Annotated in this window: 13 protein-coding genes and 1 pseudogene; 8 read left to right on the top strand and 6 right to left on the bottom strand. The window is 46.6% G+C overall.

Going from position 1 to position 19,385, the window contains the following annotated elements; all coding sequences use genetic code 11:
• Positions 1–31: 31 nt before the first annotated feature.
• Complete coding sequence (gene arsB, locus SIK97_RS29590; protein ID WP_049594018.1) at positions 32–1,321, top strand: arsenite efflux transporter membrane subunit ArsB; 1,290 nt, start codon at positions 32–34, stop codon at positions 1,319–1,321.
• Positions 1,322–1,333: 12 nt separating this feature from the next.
• Positions 1,334–1,759 carry a glutaredoxin-dependent arsenate reductase gene (gene arsC, locus SIK97_RS29595; RefSeq protein ID WP_049594017.1) on the top strand — a complete coding sequence of 142 codons (426 nt, stop codon included), beginning with the start codon at positions 1,334–1,336 and terminating at the stop codon, positions 1,757–1,759.
• 30 nt (positions 1,760–1,789) lie between these two features.
• Here the strand turns inward: arsC and SIK97_RS29600 are convergent.
• The 3 genes and pseudogenes from SIK97_RS29600 to SIK97_RS29610 all read right to left on the bottom strand — a co-directional run.
• Positions 1,790–2,353, bottom strand: a pseudogene (locus SIK97_RS29600) (ArsA-related P-loop ATPase); the annotation flags it as partial.
• An 8-nt stretch (positions 2,354–2,361) separates the two neighbouring features.
• Positions 2,362–3,530, bottom strand: a protein-coding gene (locus SIK97_RS29605) for an IS3-like element ISEc52 family transposase (RefSeq protein WP_319611000.1) whose coding sequence is annotated in 2 segments (ribosomal slippage) — positions 2,362–3,281 and positions 3,281–3,530 — 1,170 coding nt in all. Because the reading frame shifts where the segments join, the coding sequence is not laid out codon by codon here.
• A gap of 293 nt (positions 3,531–3,823) precedes the next feature.
• Positions 3,824–6,550, bottom strand: a complete 2,727-nt coding sequence (locus tag SIK97_RS29610) for a glycoside hydrolase family 3 protein (protein ID WP_053094427.1) — start codon at positions 6,548–6,550, stop codon at positions 3,824–3,826.
• A 541-nt stretch (positions 6,551–7,091) separates the two neighbouring features.
• Here SIK97_RS29610 and SIK97_RS29615 point away from each other — a divergent pair.
• Positions 7,092–9,431 carry a glycoside hydrolase family 9 protein gene (locus tag SIK97_RS29615; RefSeq protein ID WP_077260801.1) on the top strand — a complete coding sequence of 780 codons (2,340 nt, stop codon included), beginning with the start codon at positions 7,092–7,094 and terminating at the stop codon, positions 9,429–9,431.
• Positions 9,432–10,169: 738 nt separating this feature from the next.
• Here SIK97_RS29615 and SIK97_RS29620 read toward each other — a convergent pair.
• The 3 genes from SIK97_RS29620 to SIK97_RS29630 form a co-directional block, all read right to left on the bottom strand.
• Entirely contained in the window at positions 10,170–11,186 is a 1,017-nt protein-coding gene (locus SIK97_RS29620) for a LacI family DNA-binding transcriptional regulator (protein WP_224239844.1), read from the bottom strand.
• 101 nt (positions 11,187–11,287) lie between these two features.
• Positions 11,288–12,187, bottom strand: coding sequence for a MalM family protein (locus SIK97_RS29625; protein ID WP_224360808.1), 900 nt, complete (start codon positions 12,185–12,187; stop codon positions 11,288–11,290).
• A gap of 125 nt (positions 12,188–12,312) precedes the next feature.
• Positions 12,313–13,602 (bottom strand): carbohydrate porin, encoded by a 1,290-nt coding sequence (locus SIK97_RS29630; protein WP_049594013.1) that lies wholly within the window; start codon positions 13,600–13,602, stop codon positions 12,313–12,315.
• Between the two features lie 1,200 nt (positions 13,603–14,802).
• Here SIK97_RS29630 and SIK97_RS29635 point away from each other — a divergent pair.
• The 5 genes from SIK97_RS29635 (at position 14,803) to SIK97_RS29655 (ending at position 19,254) form a co-directional block, all read left to right on the top strand.
• Positions 14,803–15,108 (top strand): PTS sugar transporter subunit IIB, encoded by a 306-nt coding sequence (locus SIK97_RS29635; RefSeq protein WP_012540235.1) that lies wholly within the window; start codon positions 14,803–14,805, stop codon positions 15,106–15,108.
• Between the two features lie 19 nt (positions 15,109–15,127).
• Complete coding sequence (locus SIK97_RS29640; RefSeq protein WP_049594012.1) at positions 15,128–16,462, top strand: PTS sugar transporter subunit IIC; 1,335 nt, start codon at positions 15,128–15,130, stop codon at positions 16,460–16,462.
• Positions 16,463–16,500: 38 nt separating this feature from the next.
• Positions 16,501–17,880, top strand: coding sequence for a glycoside hydrolase family 1 protein (locus SIK97_RS29645; RefSeq protein WP_049594011.1), 1,380 nt, complete (start codon positions 16,501–16,503; stop codon positions 17,878–17,880).
• A 10-nt stretch (positions 17,881–17,890) separates the two neighbouring features.
• On the top strand, positions 17,891–18,202 hold the full coding sequence (locus SIK97_RS29650; protein ID WP_049594032.1) for a PTS lactose/cellobiose transporter subunit IIA: 312 nt from the start codon (positions 17,891–17,893) through the stop codon (positions 18,200–18,202).
• A 380-nt stretch (positions 18,203–18,582) separates the two neighbouring features.
• Complete coding sequence (locus SIK97_RS29655; RefSeq protein ID WP_224239842.1) at positions 18,583–19,254, top strand: hypothetical protein; 672 nt, start codon at positions 18,583–18,585, stop codon at positions 19,252–19,254.
• Positions 19,255–19,385: the final 131 nt, after the last annotated feature.

Raw genomic sequence — 19,385 nt, forward strand, 5'->3', positions numbered from 1 at the left:
GGGCGGCAAAGCCGTCCTGTCTGGAGGATTTATGTTACTGGCAGGCGCTATTTTTGTCCTGACCATCGTTTTGGTTATCTGGCAACCGAAGGGATTAGGGATCGGCTGGAGTGCGACGCTGGGCGCGGTACTGGCGCTGATCTCTGGCGTAGTCCATTTTGGTGATATCCCTGTAGTGTGGAATATTGTCTGGAATGCGACGGCGACCTTTATTGCCGTGATTATTATCAGCCTTCTGCTCGATGAATCGGGCTTTTTCGAATGGGCGGCGCTGCACGTTTCACGTTGGGGTAACGGTCGCGGGCGTTTGCTGTTTACCTATATCGTTTTGCTCGGCGCAGCGGTGGCGGCACTGTTTGCCAACGATGGTGCGGCATTGATTCTGACGCCAATTGTCATCGCCATGCTGCTTGCATTAGGTTTCAGCAAAGGTACTACGCTGGCATTTGTCATGGCCGCCGGGTTTATTGCCGATACGGCCAGTCTGCCGCTTATCGTGTCCAACCTGGTTAACATCGTTTCTGCAGACTTCTTTGGGCTGGGTTTCACTGAGTATGCGTCGGTAATGGTACCGGTGGATATCGCAGCCATTATCGCCACGCTGGTGATGCTGCATCTGTTCTTCCGCAAAGATATTCCGCCTACTTACGACCTGGCTCTCCTGAAAGCACCGGCAAAAGCGATTAAAGATCTGGCAACCTTCAGAACCGGCTGGATAGTGTTGATCCTTCTTCTGGTTGGCTTTTTCGTCCTTGAGCCGTTGGGTATCCCGGTCAGTGCGATTGCTGCTGTAGGGGCTGTCATTCTGTTTGCGGTGGCGAAGCGAGGTCATGCCATTAACACTGGCAAAGTGCTTCGCGGTGCGCCATGGCAGATCGTCATATTCTCTCTGGGAATGTATCTGGTGATCTATGGTCTGCGTAATGCCGGACTAACAGAATACCTCTCCGGTGTGTTGAACGTGCTGGCAGATAAAGGACTTTGGGCCGCGACGTTTGGTACTGGCTTCCTGACGGCTTTCCTCTCTTCCATCATGAACAATATGCCTACCGTGCTGGTTGGCGCTCTCTCTATTGATGGCAGCACCGCAACAGGCGTTATCAAAGAGGCGATGATTTATGCCAACGTGATTGGCTGCGATCTGGGGCCAAAAATTACGCCTATTGGTAGCCTGGCAACGCTGCTCTGGCTGCATGTCCTTTCACAGAAGAATATGACCATCACCTGGGGATACTATTTCCGCACCGGGATCGTCATGACTCTGCCTGTGCTGTTTGTAACGCTGGCCGCGCTGGCGCTACGTCTCTCTTTCACTTTGTAATGAGATACTGATATGAGCAACATCACCATTTATCACAACCCAGCCTGCGGCACGTCGCGTAATACGCTGGAGATGATCCTCAACAGCGGTATCGAGCCGACCGTTATTCTTTACCTTGAGACTCCACCTTCACGCGATGAGCTGGTCAAACTCATTGCAGATATGGGCATTTCCGTCCGTACTTTGCTGCGTAAGAACGTCGAGCCGTATGAGGAACTGGGTCTTGCAGAAGATAAATTTACTGACGACCAGCTCATCGACTTTATGCTGCAACATCCTATTCTGATTAACCGTCCGATTGTCGTGACGCCACTCGGAACTAAACTTTGCCGTCCTTCAGAGGCGGTTCTGGATATTCTTCCGGATGCTCAGAAAGCGGCTTTCACCAAGGAAGATGGTGAAAAAGTCGTTGATGATACAGGTAAAAGACTGAAATAAAGATGAAGGGGGCAAATGCCCCCTTCATTATTACTTCGCCATCTCTTCCAGCAGGTCAATACCAACAGGCTCTTCACTCTGTAGCGCTGTTAATGCAATACGCTTTGCATACTGCTCTTCCACATCAGAGATGAGAGGCAGCTCGCGGTTCGCCCTGGTCTTCAGGAAAGGTGAAGACGGTTGAGCAGCTGCCAGGCTGTTATTAACAACCCATGCCCACGGCTCGATGCCAGCGCGACGCAGATCCTGCTGCAGATTAGCTGCTTCCAGTACAGGTGTCGTTTCGGCAAGCGTCACGATAATCACCTTCGTCTTCTCCGGGTCCTGCAATTGCATCATTGGCGTCATCACATGGTCATGTGTTTGCCCCATCTGGCGCACCATTTCCCGGTGATAGGCTCCAGTCGCATCCAGTAGCAGAAGCGTGTGACCCGTTGGCGCGGTGTCCATAATGACAAAATGGTCGTCTGCCTCTTTGATTACCCGCGAGAATGCCTGGAAAACAGCAATCTCTTCAGTGCATGGCGAGCGGAGGTCTTCCTCCAGCACCGCCAGCCCTTCTGCATCTAATCCTTTGCCCTGATTTTCCAGGACTGAAGTGGTCAACAAAAACTGGCCACCGCGTTAGAGTTTTTCCAGTATCGGTTTTCTGATTCGTTTGGCAGTAACCCACCATTATATTCGTGCGGTCTTAGTGCGCTGTAATATCCAACGATATAGTCCGTTATTGCGTGAGCTGCATCGCTGAAGCTTACATAGCCCGTCGCCGGCACCCATTCGTTCTTCAGACTCCTGAAGAAGCGCTCCATTGGCCTGTTATCCCAGCAGTTTCCACGCCGACTCATACTCTGCCTGATCCGGTATCGCCACAGTAACTGCCGGAACTGCCTGCTCGTATAATGGCTGCCTTGATCGCTGTGGAACATCACCCCGACGGGCTTACCACGGGTTTCCCATGCCATTTCCAGTGCTTTCATGGTAAGCCTGCTGTCCGGCGAGAACGACATGGCCCAGCCCACTGGTTTTCTTGCGAACAGGTCGAGAACAACGGCGAGGTACGCCCAGCGCTTACCCGTCCAGATATAGGTCACATCACCGCACCACACCTGATTTGGTTCCGTTACGGCGAACTGTCGCTCAAGATGATTCGGGATAGCAACGTGCTCATGACCGCCACGCTTATACCGGTGAGTCGGCTGCTGGCAACTGACCAGCCCCAGCTCTTTCATGAGTCTGCCAGCAAGCCAGCGCCCCATCTGGTAACCTCTCTGGGTTGCCATTGTGGCGATGCTTCTTGCTCCGGCAGAGCCGTGGCTGATGCCATGCAGTTCAAGTACCTGACTGCGTAATACAGCCCGTCTGCCGTCTGGCTTTTCAGGACGGTTTTTCCAGTATTTGTAGCTGCTGCGATGAACCCCGAACACATGGCAGAGAGTGGCCACAGGATAACGCGCCCTGAGTTTCCCGATTATCGAGAACTGTTCAGGGAGTCTGACATCAAGAGCGCGGTAGCCTTTTTTAATATTTCATTTTCCATTTCAATACGTTGTAGCTTTTTCCTGAGCTCACGGATTTCAATTTGTTCCGGGGTAATGGGGGAGGCTTTTGGTGTTTTGCCCTGCCGTTCATCACGTAATTGTTTCACCCATCGCGTCATTGTGGAAAGGCCGACATCCATAGCGCTGGCTGCATCTGCCACGGTGTAGTTCTGGTCAACGACCAGTTGAGCGGATTCGCGTTTAAACTCTGCGCTGAAATTTCTTTTTTTCATTATGACACCTGTGTTGTTCTGAGGTGAGCATATCACCTCTGTTCAGGTGGCCAAATTCAGTAAACCACTTCAAGGGTAGAAATAAGGATATAGCCAAGATAATGTAATAGGCTAAAGAGGGAAAGGAATATGTTACAGGGCTTAATGAAAAGGGAGAAATTAGTCGCACCAGCATTACTTAATTTCTGCGGGTGTAGAAAGCGGATAGCAGGAGCTCCTGATAGGCTATCTATCCGACAGCCATATACAGAGACTGTCGAATAGGGTTAGCCACTGTGATTTACATCGTGGATTTATCTCGGGGTTCCATCACAAGTAACCTGGACGAGGTTATCCATCTCCGGATTAACGCCAGCTGGAGTCCAGTTAATTAATCCCAAATCGAGTTTGGCATTCGCCGTGGTCGTCAGAATAAAGGGTGTATTAGTTTTAGAAAAATCCATATTTTCTTTGAAACAAGTTAGCGGAATGCTGAGGGTGACCCATTTATTTAACGGGAGAGTATTTAAGGTCTCGTTGATAGCGATAGAGGAAGCGCATGGCCAACCGCACTGCATACCTATCTCCATTTTACGATCTGGTTTTTTCTTAACGCGCAAAGTCACCATTAAGTTACTGTTTGCCTTGAGATAATTATTCCGATTAATCCCTTTAACATTGGTTGTCTGGAGTTGGATAGATGCACCGGTACTCTCGCTGGTCCCCATAAATGTTACCTCGCGCGCATCCTGCTGACGTTTATAATCGACAGGGCGTACGCTAATATACTGCATCGCGGATTTACCGTTTATTGATACCTCGGTACCGGTCCAGTTACTCTCATCTCCCATTCTTAAACGATGCTCATCGGAGGCTTTTTCACCGAACAGCTCGAGTCGGGTGGTGGCCACCGGCGATTTTTCCATGCTCAACTCCCGGCAGCCCAGGCGACGATTATCGAGCGGTAAGCGATCCAAATCTTGATAATTAGCCGCCGTTCGTGAAGGCGGGTTGTAGGTCAATCCGTAACCAAAATTAAATAACACATGCTCTTTATCCGGCTTCTGTTCAAATTCCGGACGCTGCCAGCCAGCGATATTGGTTGGTGCCGCGTTGATTGTGGTCGCACATTTCTGTGCTGGCCATGAAAACGACAAAGCCCCCTGGAAATCATGACTTATCGTACCGCTAGTGTCGCGGAAGATGACATCGGTAATGCCTTCTGCTTCGGTGCCTGGTAACCAGGCGGCAACGAATGCATCGGAAAGATTGATCTCTTCGTTGACGTAGAGCGGTCTGCCAGAAAGCAAAATAACAACCGTCGGGATACCGGCTTTATTAAGTTTTTTTAATAATTTGAGATCTCCGGAATAGCCAGCCTTCAGCTCGGAGTAGGATAGCGTCTTATTATCAGGAATATCACCTAACCATTCTGCGTATGAGTCTTCGCCCATGGCGACGATAGCCACATCGGGCCGTTCTTTAAGATCCAGCTGGCTTGAGGAGAGTGTCATTACGTTGTGTTTGCCAATGGTTTTCTCAATGGCTCCTGCGACGGTAACGGCGTCAGGGAAATCAGACAGGTTATTTTCCGTCCCTTGCCAGGTGAGGCTCCAGCCGCCAATTTGCTTGCTGATATCATTCGCAGCGCTACCGGCAACCAGCACGTTGAGGTCTCGGCTAAGAGGCAAAATGTTATTTTTGTTCTTCAGCAATACTAGGGACTTACGAACTGCCTCCCTTGCCAGTGCGCGGTGGTCAGGATTCCCAAGAATGCTCTGTTTCCCTGCAAGGGTACGCTGAGACGGCATAGGTTTGTCCCACATACCAGCACGCATTTTGACTCTCAGAATGCGACTGACTGCGTCGTCAATTCTGGACATTGGGACGGTTTTGTCATTAACACTATCGAGTAAGCTGGTCCGAAATGACATCCAGTCCTTTCTTGCTGTCACCATGAAAATATCTATGCCAGCCAGCACTGCAGCTTCACAGTCTCCCATACTACAACCAGAGATTTCACTATGGCCGTTCCAGTCAGATATGACTATGCCATCAAAACCCATTTTGTCCTTAAGTACCTGCGTTAGCATATAATAGCTGCCGTGCAGTTTGCCGTTGTACTCGCTCCCGACCTTAATTCCCATAGCGGAATTTTTATCGTTTTTCCAGCTATTAAACGACGCCATTACGGCCTGAGCGCCCGCGTCTAGGCCTGAAAAATATCCTACCGCGTGAATATTACGCAGGTCATTCTCTGAATAATTAGTATCACCGCGATCAACGCCGTACAGCGTTCCGCCATCGCCAACAAAGTGCTTAACGGTTGAAATAACATGATGTTGTCCCTTCAGATCAGATGCAGAACCTTGTAGGCCCCTGACCATCTCTTTTGCATAGGCATAGACGATGGAGGGATCCTCAGAATAACCTTCATAGGTGCGTCCCCAACGATCGTCACGTGGCACCGCGACGGTGGGAGCAAAGGTCCAGTCAAGACCTGTCGCGGCAACTTCGAGAGCCGTTGCCTGGCCAATTCTATAAATTAAATCAGGATCGTGGGCGGCTCCCAGGCCAATATTATGTGGGAAGAGAGTGGCCTGGAAGACGTTGTTATGACCATGAACCGCATCGGTAGCCCACATAAAGGGAATTCTGAAGCCACGACCAGCAAAGGCCTTATCCGTTGCAATCCAGTATTTATCTGCTTCAGTGACCCAGCTCCGAGCCAGAGAGTGTTTATTGTTATCAGGCCAACCACCGCCACCGTTAAGTACCGAACCAATTTTATATTGAGCCACTTCCTCAGGGGTGATTTCCCGAAAATCAGGCTGCAGCATTTGGCCAATTTTTTCATCAAGAGTCATCTTTGCAAGAATCTCTTTGACTCTATTTTCAATCGTTTCGTCTTTGGTAATGACGCTATGTATTGCCGGCCAATCGGAAAAGTAAGGTGCAACGGCAACTTCATTAGATGCCAACGCGACATTTGCGCTCAATAAGGCAATCAATGTGCAGTTAGCCCCCAGCATGATTTTCATACACAAACCCCAGAGTAAGTTTTATAGAAATCGATTTCACGTGCATGCTAGTGACGTGTTCATGTTTTATGCATGCCGTATCCGTGAGCCATAAGAGCATGAACAACCTTTGTGATCTATGTCTTGATGAAGGAATAGCAAGGCTCATCTTCTAAACAGAGATGGAAATCACAAAAATCGCACAGCTGACTAGAAATCGATTTCAGAAGAATCGTGATGTGGATATGATGGCAATGAAGTCGTACATGACCCAAGGTGCATTACATGTAGTTTCTGATGGAAATCCTATGTCAGCTATTCTTACCGCTATTGAGTTACTATCGTTTCGGTCACACCGACCACGCCGATCGTTATTTTGGAATAGGCTACGCATAAGAATTTACCACTCAAGATAAGCTACAAAACATTTAGAGCGTAAACAGGTCGATTTATCACAAGGCGATGGTGGCTGCCGTATCAATCTATTTCATCGGTGATCTATTTTCTGTTGTCTATTTTTTGGAATCATTATGTTTAGGGTGTTTAATTCGGAGAGTTTTCAATGAACACACGCAGAACAGTTAAGTTCTCACTCATTTTCTCAAGTCTTTTTGCTTTACAGGGTTGTATTAACGGCGATGGTAGTAGCACTCAACAGAGTGCCAGCCCGGCAGAGGAGTTAGTGAATAATGGGAGTTTTGCCGCGGGGACGGATGGTTGGTGGGCCGCAGGAGGCCAGTTGGATCGTGTAGACAATATGGGCTGTTTTACTTTCACTAACGGTGGAGCGAACCCCTGGGATGTCATTTTTGCTCAGTCCGGGATCCCTCTGGCGGAAGGCCAGTCTTATAATCTTAGCTTTACAGCGGTAACCAAGAAGCCAATTAATGCCAAAATTTTGGTTCAACAAGATGGCGCACCATATACGAACTATTTCGCCCAGGACGTTGAATTAAACGAAACACGGAAAGACTTTAATTTTAAATTCACCCCTAAATCAGCAGACGAGAAGGCTCAGTTCCAGCTACAGTTGGGCACTCAGTCTCCGACCACGGTTTGCCTCAGCAACGTTTCTTTGAAGGGGCCTCGGCTGAAAGTCGCGTCGAACTTTGCGCCGATTAGGGTAAACCAGGTCGGATACTTGCCGCACGCGTTGAAGCGAGCAACCATGGTGAGTGATTCGACTCAGCCATTGAGCTGGACTCTACTCAATAGCATGGGGACGAAAGTGGCCGAGGGTCAGACTAAACCCTTCGGTATCAACCGTGCATCAAATGAAAATGTGCATATTATCGATTTCAGCCAGTACACGGAAGAAACAGACGAGTTAACGTTGGTGGTGGGTGATAAAAAGAGCCACCCATTTAATATCAGCAGCAAACTCTATCAACAGCTGAAGTACGATGCGCTCTCTTTCTTCTATCAGCAGCGTAGCGGTATTCCTATCGAGAAACAGTACGTTCAACGGCCCGATCTTGCCCGTCCGGCAGGGCATCCGTCAGAACGAGTAACGTGCTTTAATAAGACCGACGCCAAAGGCAATAAATGGCCTGGCTGTGATTATAAGCTGGATGTTACCGGTGGCTGGTACGATGCGGGGGACCAGGGTAAATACGTTGTGAATGGCGGTATTTCCACATGGACATTAATGAATTTCTTTGAACACGAGAAATACTCTCGCAACGTTAAGGAAAGCGCATTTAGCGATGGTAAAGTAAAAATCCCCGAAAATAACAATCGCAAGAACGATCTTCTGGATGAAGCGCGCTGGATGATGGACTTTATGCTGGCAATGCAGGTTCCTGATGGCAAGAAGGCGTGGGTACCCGTCGGCGATCAGTCCGGTCATCTTGAGGCACTCAAGCTGACAGAGATCGATGCTTCAGGGATGGCGTTTCATAAAGTGGCCGATGAGGCCTGGACTGGCATGCCGCTTCCGCCACATAAAGATCCCCAGCCGCGTTATTTAAGCCAGCCGAGTACTGCAGCGACCTTAAATCTGGCGGCGACTGCAGCGCAATGCGCGCGCGTCTGGAAAGATACGGACGCAGCCTATGCGAAACGCTGCCTCGCAGCGGCAGAGAAAGCATGGAAATCGGCTAATAAGCATCCAAATGTTTTTGCCTACGACAACTTTGTCGGTTCAGGCCCGTATGATGATACCAAAGTGGATGATGAGTTCTATTGGGCTGCGGCGGAACTGTTTACCACAACAGGAAAAGCTGAATATCTCGATGCGATAAAAAACTCACGCTACTACCTAACCAGCCCTAAAGGCGATAAAGACGCTACGGGCGATCTCTTCTGGCAGGACGTCTCTGCTGCCGGGACTATTACCCTGGCGCTGGTTCCGAACGATCTTCCTGCTGAAGACGTTAAAAAAGCCAAACAGACGATTATTAATACTGCGAATGCCTACGCGCAAAGCGTACAGACTGAGGGGTATCTGATTCCTTATTCTGCAGTGGAGTATCCATGGGGTTCTAACTCGAACCTGATGAACCGCAGTATTTTCCTTGGGCTGGCGCATGATTTCACCGGCGACCGCAAATATGTCCAGGCGATGTCTGACGCCATGGATTATGTTCTTGGACGCAACCCGCTCGATCAATCCTATGTGTCGGGTTACGGTAGCCGACCGCTCAAGAATCCGCACCATAGATTCTGGGCTCAGCAGCTCGATCCGTCATCACCGCTGGTGCCGCCAGGCGTGATGTCCGGTGGGCCAAACTCGATCAGCTTCAGCGATCCTATCGCTGCCAGTCTCAAAGGACATTGTACCGGGCAAACATGCTGGAAAGATGAAATTGGCTCATGGACTCTGAATGAAGTCACTATCAACTGGAATGCTCCTTTCTTCTGGACAACCAGCTATATAGATGAAGGTTATCTGAATAAGTAAAGTTAAAGATATAATATGAGGTGCGACATTGTGATATATGCCGCACCTTTTTTATTGCTGACAATAAGACCGACGGGTCATGAAATGGGCTGAGTGGTGGCAGTAACCGGGGTGCTTATTCGCCGTTCTCTGGCAAGAAGGGGGATGTCCTGTTCGTTTTATTGGTCAGCACCATCACCGCCATTTAAGTCAGCCAACCGCTGGTGTTTTCTTGTCCACCCGGGACTACGTTTCGATGGAGCGTTCACTGGGGATGCTATCTCAGACCTCCTCGCCGGCAGCGCCGGTAGCCATACGCCGTTTATAGTCCCGCTATTTCCTTGAGCCGCGCCGAGTCGGCTTTTCTGGTCTTAAATGCCGCTGATCCGGTCTCTCACGACTGGCCAACAAACCACATATTCAGATTATCCGTTATTGCCGCCATATCGGCTGTCTGAGTATTGCGGGGCTATTTCATAAAGACAGCATGATCTCTGTAGCTGCAAAGATATAATAATTGCACAGGGTTATTATAGTAATTGATATCTTTAACAATTACCGAATGATGGGTGCAGACCGGGAAAAGAGCCGTATTCATTTTTCAGGCGGGCAGGAGAGTAGACCGGCGTCATCAGACAAAACCCTCCGAACGATAAAGGCAAGGGTTTTTCATCGTGATTATTAATAAGAGAATTTAAACTTCCCGTGAGCTTGCCGTAAAATCATATTGTTCGGAAAAGCTTACGGATAAAGGGTAAGTCATTTGAATTCCAAGGCGGTTTTCCGGTTAACAATCTGCAGTTCAGGAAGCAGGGATTCACTTTCTTTTGTCACTTCATCATCACCACCATTAATTAAGCTAAGCAGCGTCTGCGCCAGCTTAACGCCGGTTTCATAAATGGGCTGTTTGATGGTGGTAAGGGGAGGATTACTATATGTTGAAAAGGGCAGGTCATCGAAGCCAATCACGGAAATATCATCAGGCACGTCTAAATCAGCCTCTTTGAGGCCGAGTATCGCACCGTATGCGGTTTGATCGTTGGCACAAAATACGGCACTGAAATCAATATTATTGGAGACCAGATGCTTAATCGCCTGGCGACCACCTTCTTCGCTGAAGTCACCTTGTACAACGAGGTCTGGATTATACTCAATGCCTGCAATGCTCAGGGCCTGGCGGTAGCCATTAAGACGATCAACCGCATCCTTTTGATCCATCTTGCCAAGAATATGGGCAATCTTTCGATGCCCAAGATCTAATAAGTATTGCGTCGCCATATAACCGCCGAGGCTATTGTTGACATTAAATGAACGAACCTGCGCTGTATTAATATCATGGCCGGCTGCTACGATAGGGACCTGAAGGGATAACTCGATGAGACTTTGTTGGCTAATGTGTCCTGTTAATATAATTATTCCATCCACGCGACGGTCAATCAATAACTGCATACGTTCGAGTTCTTGCTTCGACTTCCAGTGACCGCTCACGACAACAGGTACGTAGCCGGTACCTTCAAGGGTTTTTTCCACACCACGCAACATTTCATTAGAAAACGGACTATCAAGATGCTGTGTCAGCACGCCAAGCGTCATTGACTGGCCGCTCTTTAATGATTGCGCCATGAGATTGGGCCGGAAATCTAACTCCTTTATAGCCTGCTCGACCGCAATACGCTTCTCTTCAGCAACTTTAGCCGATCCTGTCAATATACGAGAAACAGTACTTGCAGAGACACCTGCGACACGAGCAATATCGTAGACTGTCGTGCTTTTCATCCTGGCTTTCTTCACGTGGCTCTCTATTACATTTAATGGTTCAATAGAATCATCATGGTTACCCATCGAGCAAGGTTACGATAGATATGGCGAGTTCTCAACTATAAATTTTTCCTTTCATTATCCTCAATCACAGAAAAGAAAACATCTCTGGCTTTTGTAAAGCCTGAACACTCAGCTTCACGAACATACTGAATAGCTTGTTCATAGTCTTTGAAAGATAAGAGTTTTCTTATTTTTTCATAATATTCCTGTGCGCTTATACCAGCAGCAGTGTTGGGCCTATTTTGCAGACATACAGGCGTCCTTACCGGGGCCTCTTCTGTAACATAGCGGTCATCAGCACTTTTTATAAGTTCAAGCTTTATACGTCCCGTGGTGGAATGGGGGACGGCTAGCCTAGAAAATTTACCGACATCAGAAACCCTGTCGTAACGCATACTATTTTGTAACAATTCATTGTCAATAACGGTACTTCCGGAAGCGTCTTTAGCGGTTGTGTAAATTAATAAATACAGTTTTGTATAACCATCCGGTAATGAGAATGTGCCTTTGTAAAGATTGGCGCCGAATGAATCCTCGGTGTAGGGGAAGTGGCTACTTTTTATTACATTAACAACGTTAAAGTTTTCATCTAAAATCATCACGGAAGGGATGAACACGCTAAAATCGAGTGGCGAACTTAATTTTACCGACCGACCCACCTGTTTACCTTCGATAGAATAGGCCGCAACATAACTCTTCTCTGAGTTAAAAGAAAAAACCTGGCTATTTTCATTGATCTGGGCCATGACGTTATCACCCTGGATAGGGGTGTACTTAATATCGCTGAGCTTATCAATGGCTGACTTTGCCGCAAGCGCATTCCGGTCGATGGCCACCTGTTCCTGCAGTGAATGAGCGCTTGTGCCTGATGTCGATGCTACAAATGAATGACAGCCAGTAACCATCAGGCTGAGTAGTAGCAGAGAGAGATTTAGCGAAGATTTTTTATGTTTCATGCTTAACAGAGACTCGGTGATAGTAAGTTTTAAGATTGCGTATTGTAAAATTGTGATCGTGGGCTGAGCGCTGCATCTGATGTAAAGCGGATCGTTACATCCGCTTTACTATCGACCTGGCGTCATTACCACCACATATCGGCCTGGACACCTACAAGGAAGTCACCACGACTGTCCATCCAGCTCACATTGTATTTACGATCGACATAGGTCGCGAGCAGTCGAATCTCCGGTGATGGCCCCATTCCGGTGTTAACGGTAAATGTCGGAACAAAGCTAATCTTACTGGAGCGGCTGCTCTGGTCCATATTATTCACGACAAGATCGTTATCGACGTAGCCGACTTCTGTCTGTATTGAGAAGAACTCATTAAACGGGAAAACTGAGCGTAATGATGCTGCATACCATGAGTCATGGTGGCCTGCTTCATAGTCATTATATTGGTAGGTGAAGGTGGGTAAAATATTGACGTTAGCACCATACCAGCCTCCCCATACAAACATACGATAGGACTGGTCGCCCTCCTGGACCTTAGTTTGATAGGGTTTATAGCCGTTATTTACATCCTGCATTGTTTTCTGATACAGAGAGCTTTTACGATACATCGACGTATCCGTTAATGTCGCGCCCAAGAGATCTCCGGAACCCAGTCCGCGTCCTGCCTGTAAAATGACTTTTGAAAAACCGCCAGTGGCGGTAAAGAAATCATCCCTGGAGTAGATGACGGTTCCTTCTATGCCTTTAGTTGCATATTTGTGGTCATCACCAATAAATGAGTTATCTGGCATCTGTTTAGCGGCGATCTCAAAATCCCATGCGCCATATTTTGCGCTGGAGTGCACGGTGTGCATGATCGCCGAATTACCATCCGGGCGTTCAGTATGGTTAGCATCATTACTGACGATGTAAGCCATATCCCATTTCCCACCACCCAATTCAAGGTCTTTAACCCCAATACCGGTACCTGAGTAATCGGTATAGAAATAATCGGTTGTGAATACATAGTTTTCACGATCGTAGTATCTCAGGCCACCCCATAGTTTACCCGTCGGGGTAATGCCGCCGAGTTCTACGTAGCTTTCTGAAATACCTGTTTCGCGCGGTGCCGCACGGGTTTGTAAACCATCCCCTTTAGACTCGATTGTCAGATGAATATCGACAGATTTACCGTCATTTAAATTCCATAATTTATTCAGCCGACCTTCCCAGCTATTGTCAACTTCAGCCCCCAGACGGCCCATGTTTTTATCAATCTCATCTGCATAACCCGCTTTGCTAAAGTTATCTCTGGCATCAAAAAGGGACCCGGCTCTTATATAGCCGTGAAAACCAATGGTTTCACTCGCCGTTACCTGTGAGGAAAGTAACATTCCACAGCAGAGCATAATTGAACTTGCGAGGTAGTTCTTTTTCATAACAATCCCTTTTCAAAATGTATTGATAAGTTAAAAGTCTTTAAGTAAAAAGTTTTAATCCAGAGGGTAGTGCTATTAAAGCAAAGGGTTATTAACCCATTACTTTTGTTTTTTGTTAGCATTCTGTTCTCCCCTTGCTTCATGAAATAAAATGAAAGTCGGGGCGCAGCTGATCAATGATGAGATCAACCGTTTGGGTTAATAGCTTAATAGTGAACAGAATAATGACTATTCTTTTACCGATCATCAGCGATGTATCTGTGAAAGCGATAACTGTTCTATATAAATTCGACTCGCGTTGTCTATTCTTAACCTGCAAACTAATACCAGATGCTAGGGGAATTTAAATACGCTGCGACAGCGTTCGTTTTCAGGCGCTGAGATTGCTGCTGATTTACACTTTTGGCGTATCAATGATATCCCGTTATCAATTAATTTCCTGAGCCATATCTCCATCGAAGTTTTGCATAATTAAAAAGTCACAATGAGATAAGAGGGGTATTCACCTGACCCTGTTTCGCTTGTGTCATCTTAGATCCCATTTAAGGCGTTTAGGCAGCCTTAAATCAGCATTAGACATCGGTTGACATTCAATCTCTAAGAAATCGGTTTCATGATCAACTGAATTTTAACCTTTTGTCAGGAAGTGTGCGTTCCGTCACATTTGGTAATATGTGATAATATGTTGATTCTAATAGATTTTATACTGTCAATGCGTCAATATTATCATTTCATAAAATTCGGTTTTTTCTTTTTATTTTTAGATATCGGTTTCATATTGGTCTGACTTGTAGTCATTCGCTCCCTAAGCTGCAGCGCTCAAACCCTGGTGGTTTTACCTCTAAAGCAACCGAGCAGTCAGGGTATGTCAGCTTGAGATTTCATGCGTCGTAGCGGCAGGCAGAGCGGATAGCTCCATCGGTAATTTCCACAGGTTTGCGCTGAACGGCGGGCTGGCGCAGTGGGTTACATCGGTGACGACTGCGGTAAAGATTGTGTTTGATACCGGTATCTTAGAGCAATAAAAAAGGTTATAACGATAAAATTTGAATGTTATTTTTATAACACATTGATATATATAGACTTTAATGATAAGGATAGTGATCGCTGTCACGATTACGGCATTTATGATTGAAATCGATTTCCTAAAAAATGATATGGATTTATATTGCTTCGAACTATCAATATGGAGATTTAAAAATGAAAAAGATCATGCTTTGTTGCTCCGCAGGTATGTCTACAAGCCTGCTGGTAAAAAAAATGGAAGAAGCCGCGGAAGCGAAGAACCTGGATGTTGAAATCAAGGCTTTTGGCGTAGCTGAATTTGATGAAAACATGCCCAACTACCATGTCGTGCTGCTTGGACCGCAAATTAAGTATATGCAGAATAATTTATCGTCTAAAGCGTCCGTTTATGGAATTAAAGTCCAACCTATCGAGATGCTGGACTATGGGATGCTGCGCGGAGATCGGGTTCTGGATATTGCATTAGAACTGGCTAAATGACGGTAGGGTGAAACATCAGATGAACTCATTTTATAATTTTTTGGTTGGCATCATTGAAAAACGGCTTGCGCCGATGGCTGGTGTTATTGCTCAGCAACGATATGTCCTGGCAATACGTGATGGATTCATCGCCGCGCTGCCGTTTATGATTGTTGGCAGCTTTATGCTTGTTTTTATCTTTCCTCCAATATCAACTAATACCACTTTTCAATTTGCGAAAGCCTGGCTGAATTTCTCTGCAAACTATCGCGAACAGTTGATGTTACCGTTTAATATGAGTATGGGGTTAATGACCATATTTATTTCAGTCGGGGTAGGGGCAAGTTTAGGAAAACAATACTCTTTAGATCCTATAACAACGGGTCTTCTTTCGCTGATGTCGTTTATGCTGGTTGCCGCCGACCTTAAGAACGGCGCCCTGTCAATGCAGTATTTTTCTGGCCAAGGTATCTTTACCGCGTTGCTTTGTTCAATATATGCGACAGAGGTCTATCGTTGGCTGAAAAAACGGAATATTACAATTAAATTACCGGAGCAGGTGCCGCCTGGTGTTTCCCGGTCGTTTGAGGTGCTGATCCCGGTCATTGTTATTATGATTACCTTACATCCTCTGAATCTTTTCATTGAGCATGCTACAGGTATGATTTTACCTGAAGCTATTATGGCGATGCTTAAGCCCTTAGTCGCGGCATCGGATAGCCTTTTAGCGGTGATTCTGGCCGTGCTGTTGTGCCAAATCCTGTGGTTCGCGGGTATACATGGGACGATGATTGTTACCGGGATCATGAACCCTTTCTGGATGGCGAACCTTGCGTCTAACCAGGCCGCATTGGCAGCAGGAGAAGCGATCCCGCATACTTTTGTACAAGGCTTCTGGGATCATTTCCTGTTTATAGGAGGTGTGGGTTCAACCTTACCATTGGCAATTCTGCTGATCAGAAGTAGGGCTGCTCATCTTCGGACTATCGGCCGTATGGGCTTTGTACCCGGTCTTTTCAACATCAACGAACCGATATTGTTCGGCGCGCCGATCATCATGAACCCGATTTTGTTCATTCCGTTTGTGTTTATCCCTGTGATTAACGCCATTCTTGCATGGTATGCCATCGATCTGGGGCTGGTAGAGAAAGTGGTTATGATGACCGCATGGACGACTCCCGCTCCCATTGGCGCATCATGGGCAACTAACTGGGCTATTGCTCCGGTAATACTGTGCTTTATCTGTATGGCTATAGCCGCGTTAATGTATTACCCGTTCGTCAAAGCATACGAGAAAACGTTGCTGGCAGCCGATAATTCAAACGTTGAAAGTAAAAATGAAGAAAGTTTTGAATTAAAGTCAGAAAAAGTTTAATACGTTAATTTTAAATATTTTAAGTCATGAGGTGATGTATGGAATATAAATTCCCGGATGGGTTTTGGTGGGGGAGCGCTTCATCTGCGACGCAATCAGAAGGTTCGGTTGATGGCGATGGAAAAGCAAAAAACATATGGGATCATTGGTATAATCTTGAGCCGAACAGATTTCATGAGCAAATTGGTCCGGCTGAAACATCCACGTTTTACAAGAATTATCATCAAGATATTCTGTTGATGAAGCGTATTGGACATAACAGCTTCCGGACATCTATCTCCTGGGCCCGATTGATGCCGGATGGCGAAAAAATCAACCGGGAAGCCGTCGAATTTTATAATAATGTCATTGATGATTTAATCGAAAATGGCATTGAACCGATTTTCGGGCTTTTCCATTTCGACATGCCGCTATACTGGCAGGAGCGAGGAGGATGGCAAAGCAGGGAAACGGTTGCAGCCTATGAAACCTACGCCAAAGTTTGTTTTGAACTGTTTGGTGATAGAGTTAAGCACTGGGTTACCTTTAATGAGCCGGTTGTCGTTGTGGAAGGGGGATATTTATACGACTTCCACTACCCGAATAATGTAAATTTCCGCAGCGCGGCGCAAGTTGCGTTTCATATCATGCTGGCACACAGTAAAGCGGTAAGAGCGTATAAAGACATGGGGCTATCCGGTAAAATTGGCATAGTGCTTAATCTGACGCCTTCATACCCTCGGTCTAATAATGAAGAGGACTTGAAAGCATCGTTTATTGCTGACCTATTCTTCAACCGTTCATTCCTGGAGCCAGCAATAAATGGTATCTATCCGGTCGAACTAATAGAGATTTTAAAAACCTACGATCAGTTGCCAGAATACGAAAGTGGAGACCTGGAAATCATCCAGCAGGGTAAGGTTGACTTCCTCGGCGTTAACTATTACCAACCGCGAAGAGTCAAAGCCAGGGCAACGATGATCAATCCTGATTCACCGTTCATGCCCGATTGGTTTTTTGAAAACTATGAAATGCCTGGCCGTAAAATGAACGTATATCGTGGCTGGGAAATTTATGAACAGGGTATTTACGATATCTTAATCAACCTACGCGATAACTATGGAAATATCCCTTGCTATATTTCTGAAAATGGCATGGGTGTTGAGAACGAGACCCGATTTATTGCTGATGACGGGCAGGTAAAAGATCATTACCGAATTGATTTTATTCGGGAGCACCTGAAGTGGGTACACCGTGCTATTAGCGAAGGGTCTCAATGCCAGGGATATCATTTATGGACCTTTATTGACAACTGGTCGTGGATGAATGCTTACAAAAACCGATATGGTTTCATTAGCCTGGACCTGGATTCTCAAGTTCGCACCGTGAAACAGAGCGGTGAATGGTTTGCAGAAGTTTCCGTGAATAATGGATTTTGATGAGGATAGTATGTTAGATACCGAAGAAGTCGTTATGGGTATTATTGTTAATGCCGGCCATTCAAGAAGTTTATGCTATGAAGCATTAAATCATGCGAAATCAGGTGATTTTGATCATGCCAGCAAATTACTTGAGATGGCCGCTGAAGCGGGTAAAGAAGCGCATGCCATACAGACTAAGCTGATTGAAGAAGACGAAGGAATGGGGAAAACGACGATGACGCTTGTGATGGTACATGCGCAAGATCATCTGATGACATCTATCCTGTGTCGCGAAATGATAACCGAGTTGGTTCAGATCTATAAAAGTAAATTGAATTAGCCTTGAATAAAGAAGGCGTCCTGGATTCGCAACCGCGCTCGCTCAGCAAAGATAGCGTGACCCTATTATCCGGGGCGTCCTTCTATAAGGGTCTACGTCATGGTTTATTTTCAGAGCTGAACTTAGCCGCGAAGCATGGACATTTGACTATGCGAATAAGCTTCATAACAGCATAATTAAGCCGGCTACGATCAGTAAATTGGTAAACGCTATATTACCGAATTAGTATTCGGCTTTTTACTACCAGCAGTCGGTCATGGAAATGCCAGTTTACTTCGCTTTTATCGCCCCGGACGGCGCACACAAAGACGGACCTGATGCTATCTGATTATTTCTGACGAAAATATCGATAGTTACCTCGGCTTGAAGGGTGATTAAACATGAAATTAAAGCATGCGCTGTGCGGATGGGTACCTTCGGATTTTGACCTCTACAAGGAAACATACCTGAAGTACGGTGGCAGTGTGAATATGCACCCAGACGTTGTTCGCTTTTTTATGGACGAAAAAATACTAACATTCGATTTCTGGCATACCGAAAACAATGGGGATATCACTGCCGCATATTTCGTGACGAATAAAAAATATCCCGGCCTGAATGTTTGGCAGGATTATCCCATATCCTATGACGAAATCATTCTGCCTGCGGCTCCCGAACATAAGGTGATTCTCCCGACGAAAACTAACCGACTTTCGTCGGTCCTTCGTGGATGCGTGCTCAATTCCATTCCGGCCTTTGGCCAGGCGCCTGAGGTTTACCGAATTAAAGAGTCGTTTTCGACGAAAACGACCCGGAAGCGAAATGGTGAACTAAAACGTTTTATAAGTGCAGGCGGGGAAATCCGGCCCCTTGCAGAAATGTCCGCCAGCGTGATTGCGGACCTGTACGTCGCGCTGTTCAGATCCCGTTTTGTGGATTCCGTCCGGTGCTATGACAGATTCAGGATTGAAGCGCTGCTTAGCGCACTGCCGCAGATGGTCTCCGGGAATGCGCTCTTATTAGGTGCAATGAGTCCGGTGAAGTACCGGCAGCATCTTGGGATCACAACATAACAGTCCAGGAATACATCCGCAGCCCCGAAAGTGACATTAGAATATGGGAGTTACAACATCAGTGCGGATAACAAAGATTATGTTAAATATGGTGGGTTTGCTCTTAAGTTCATGAGTCCCTCTCTTTCAGG

The organism is Klebsiella sp. JN_Kp126, assembly GCF_033843325.1.
In the GTDB taxonomy this organism is placed as follows: domain Bacteria; phylum Pseudomonadota; class Gammaproteobacteria; order Enterobacterales; family Enterobacteriaceae; genus Klebsiella; species Klebsiella michiganensis.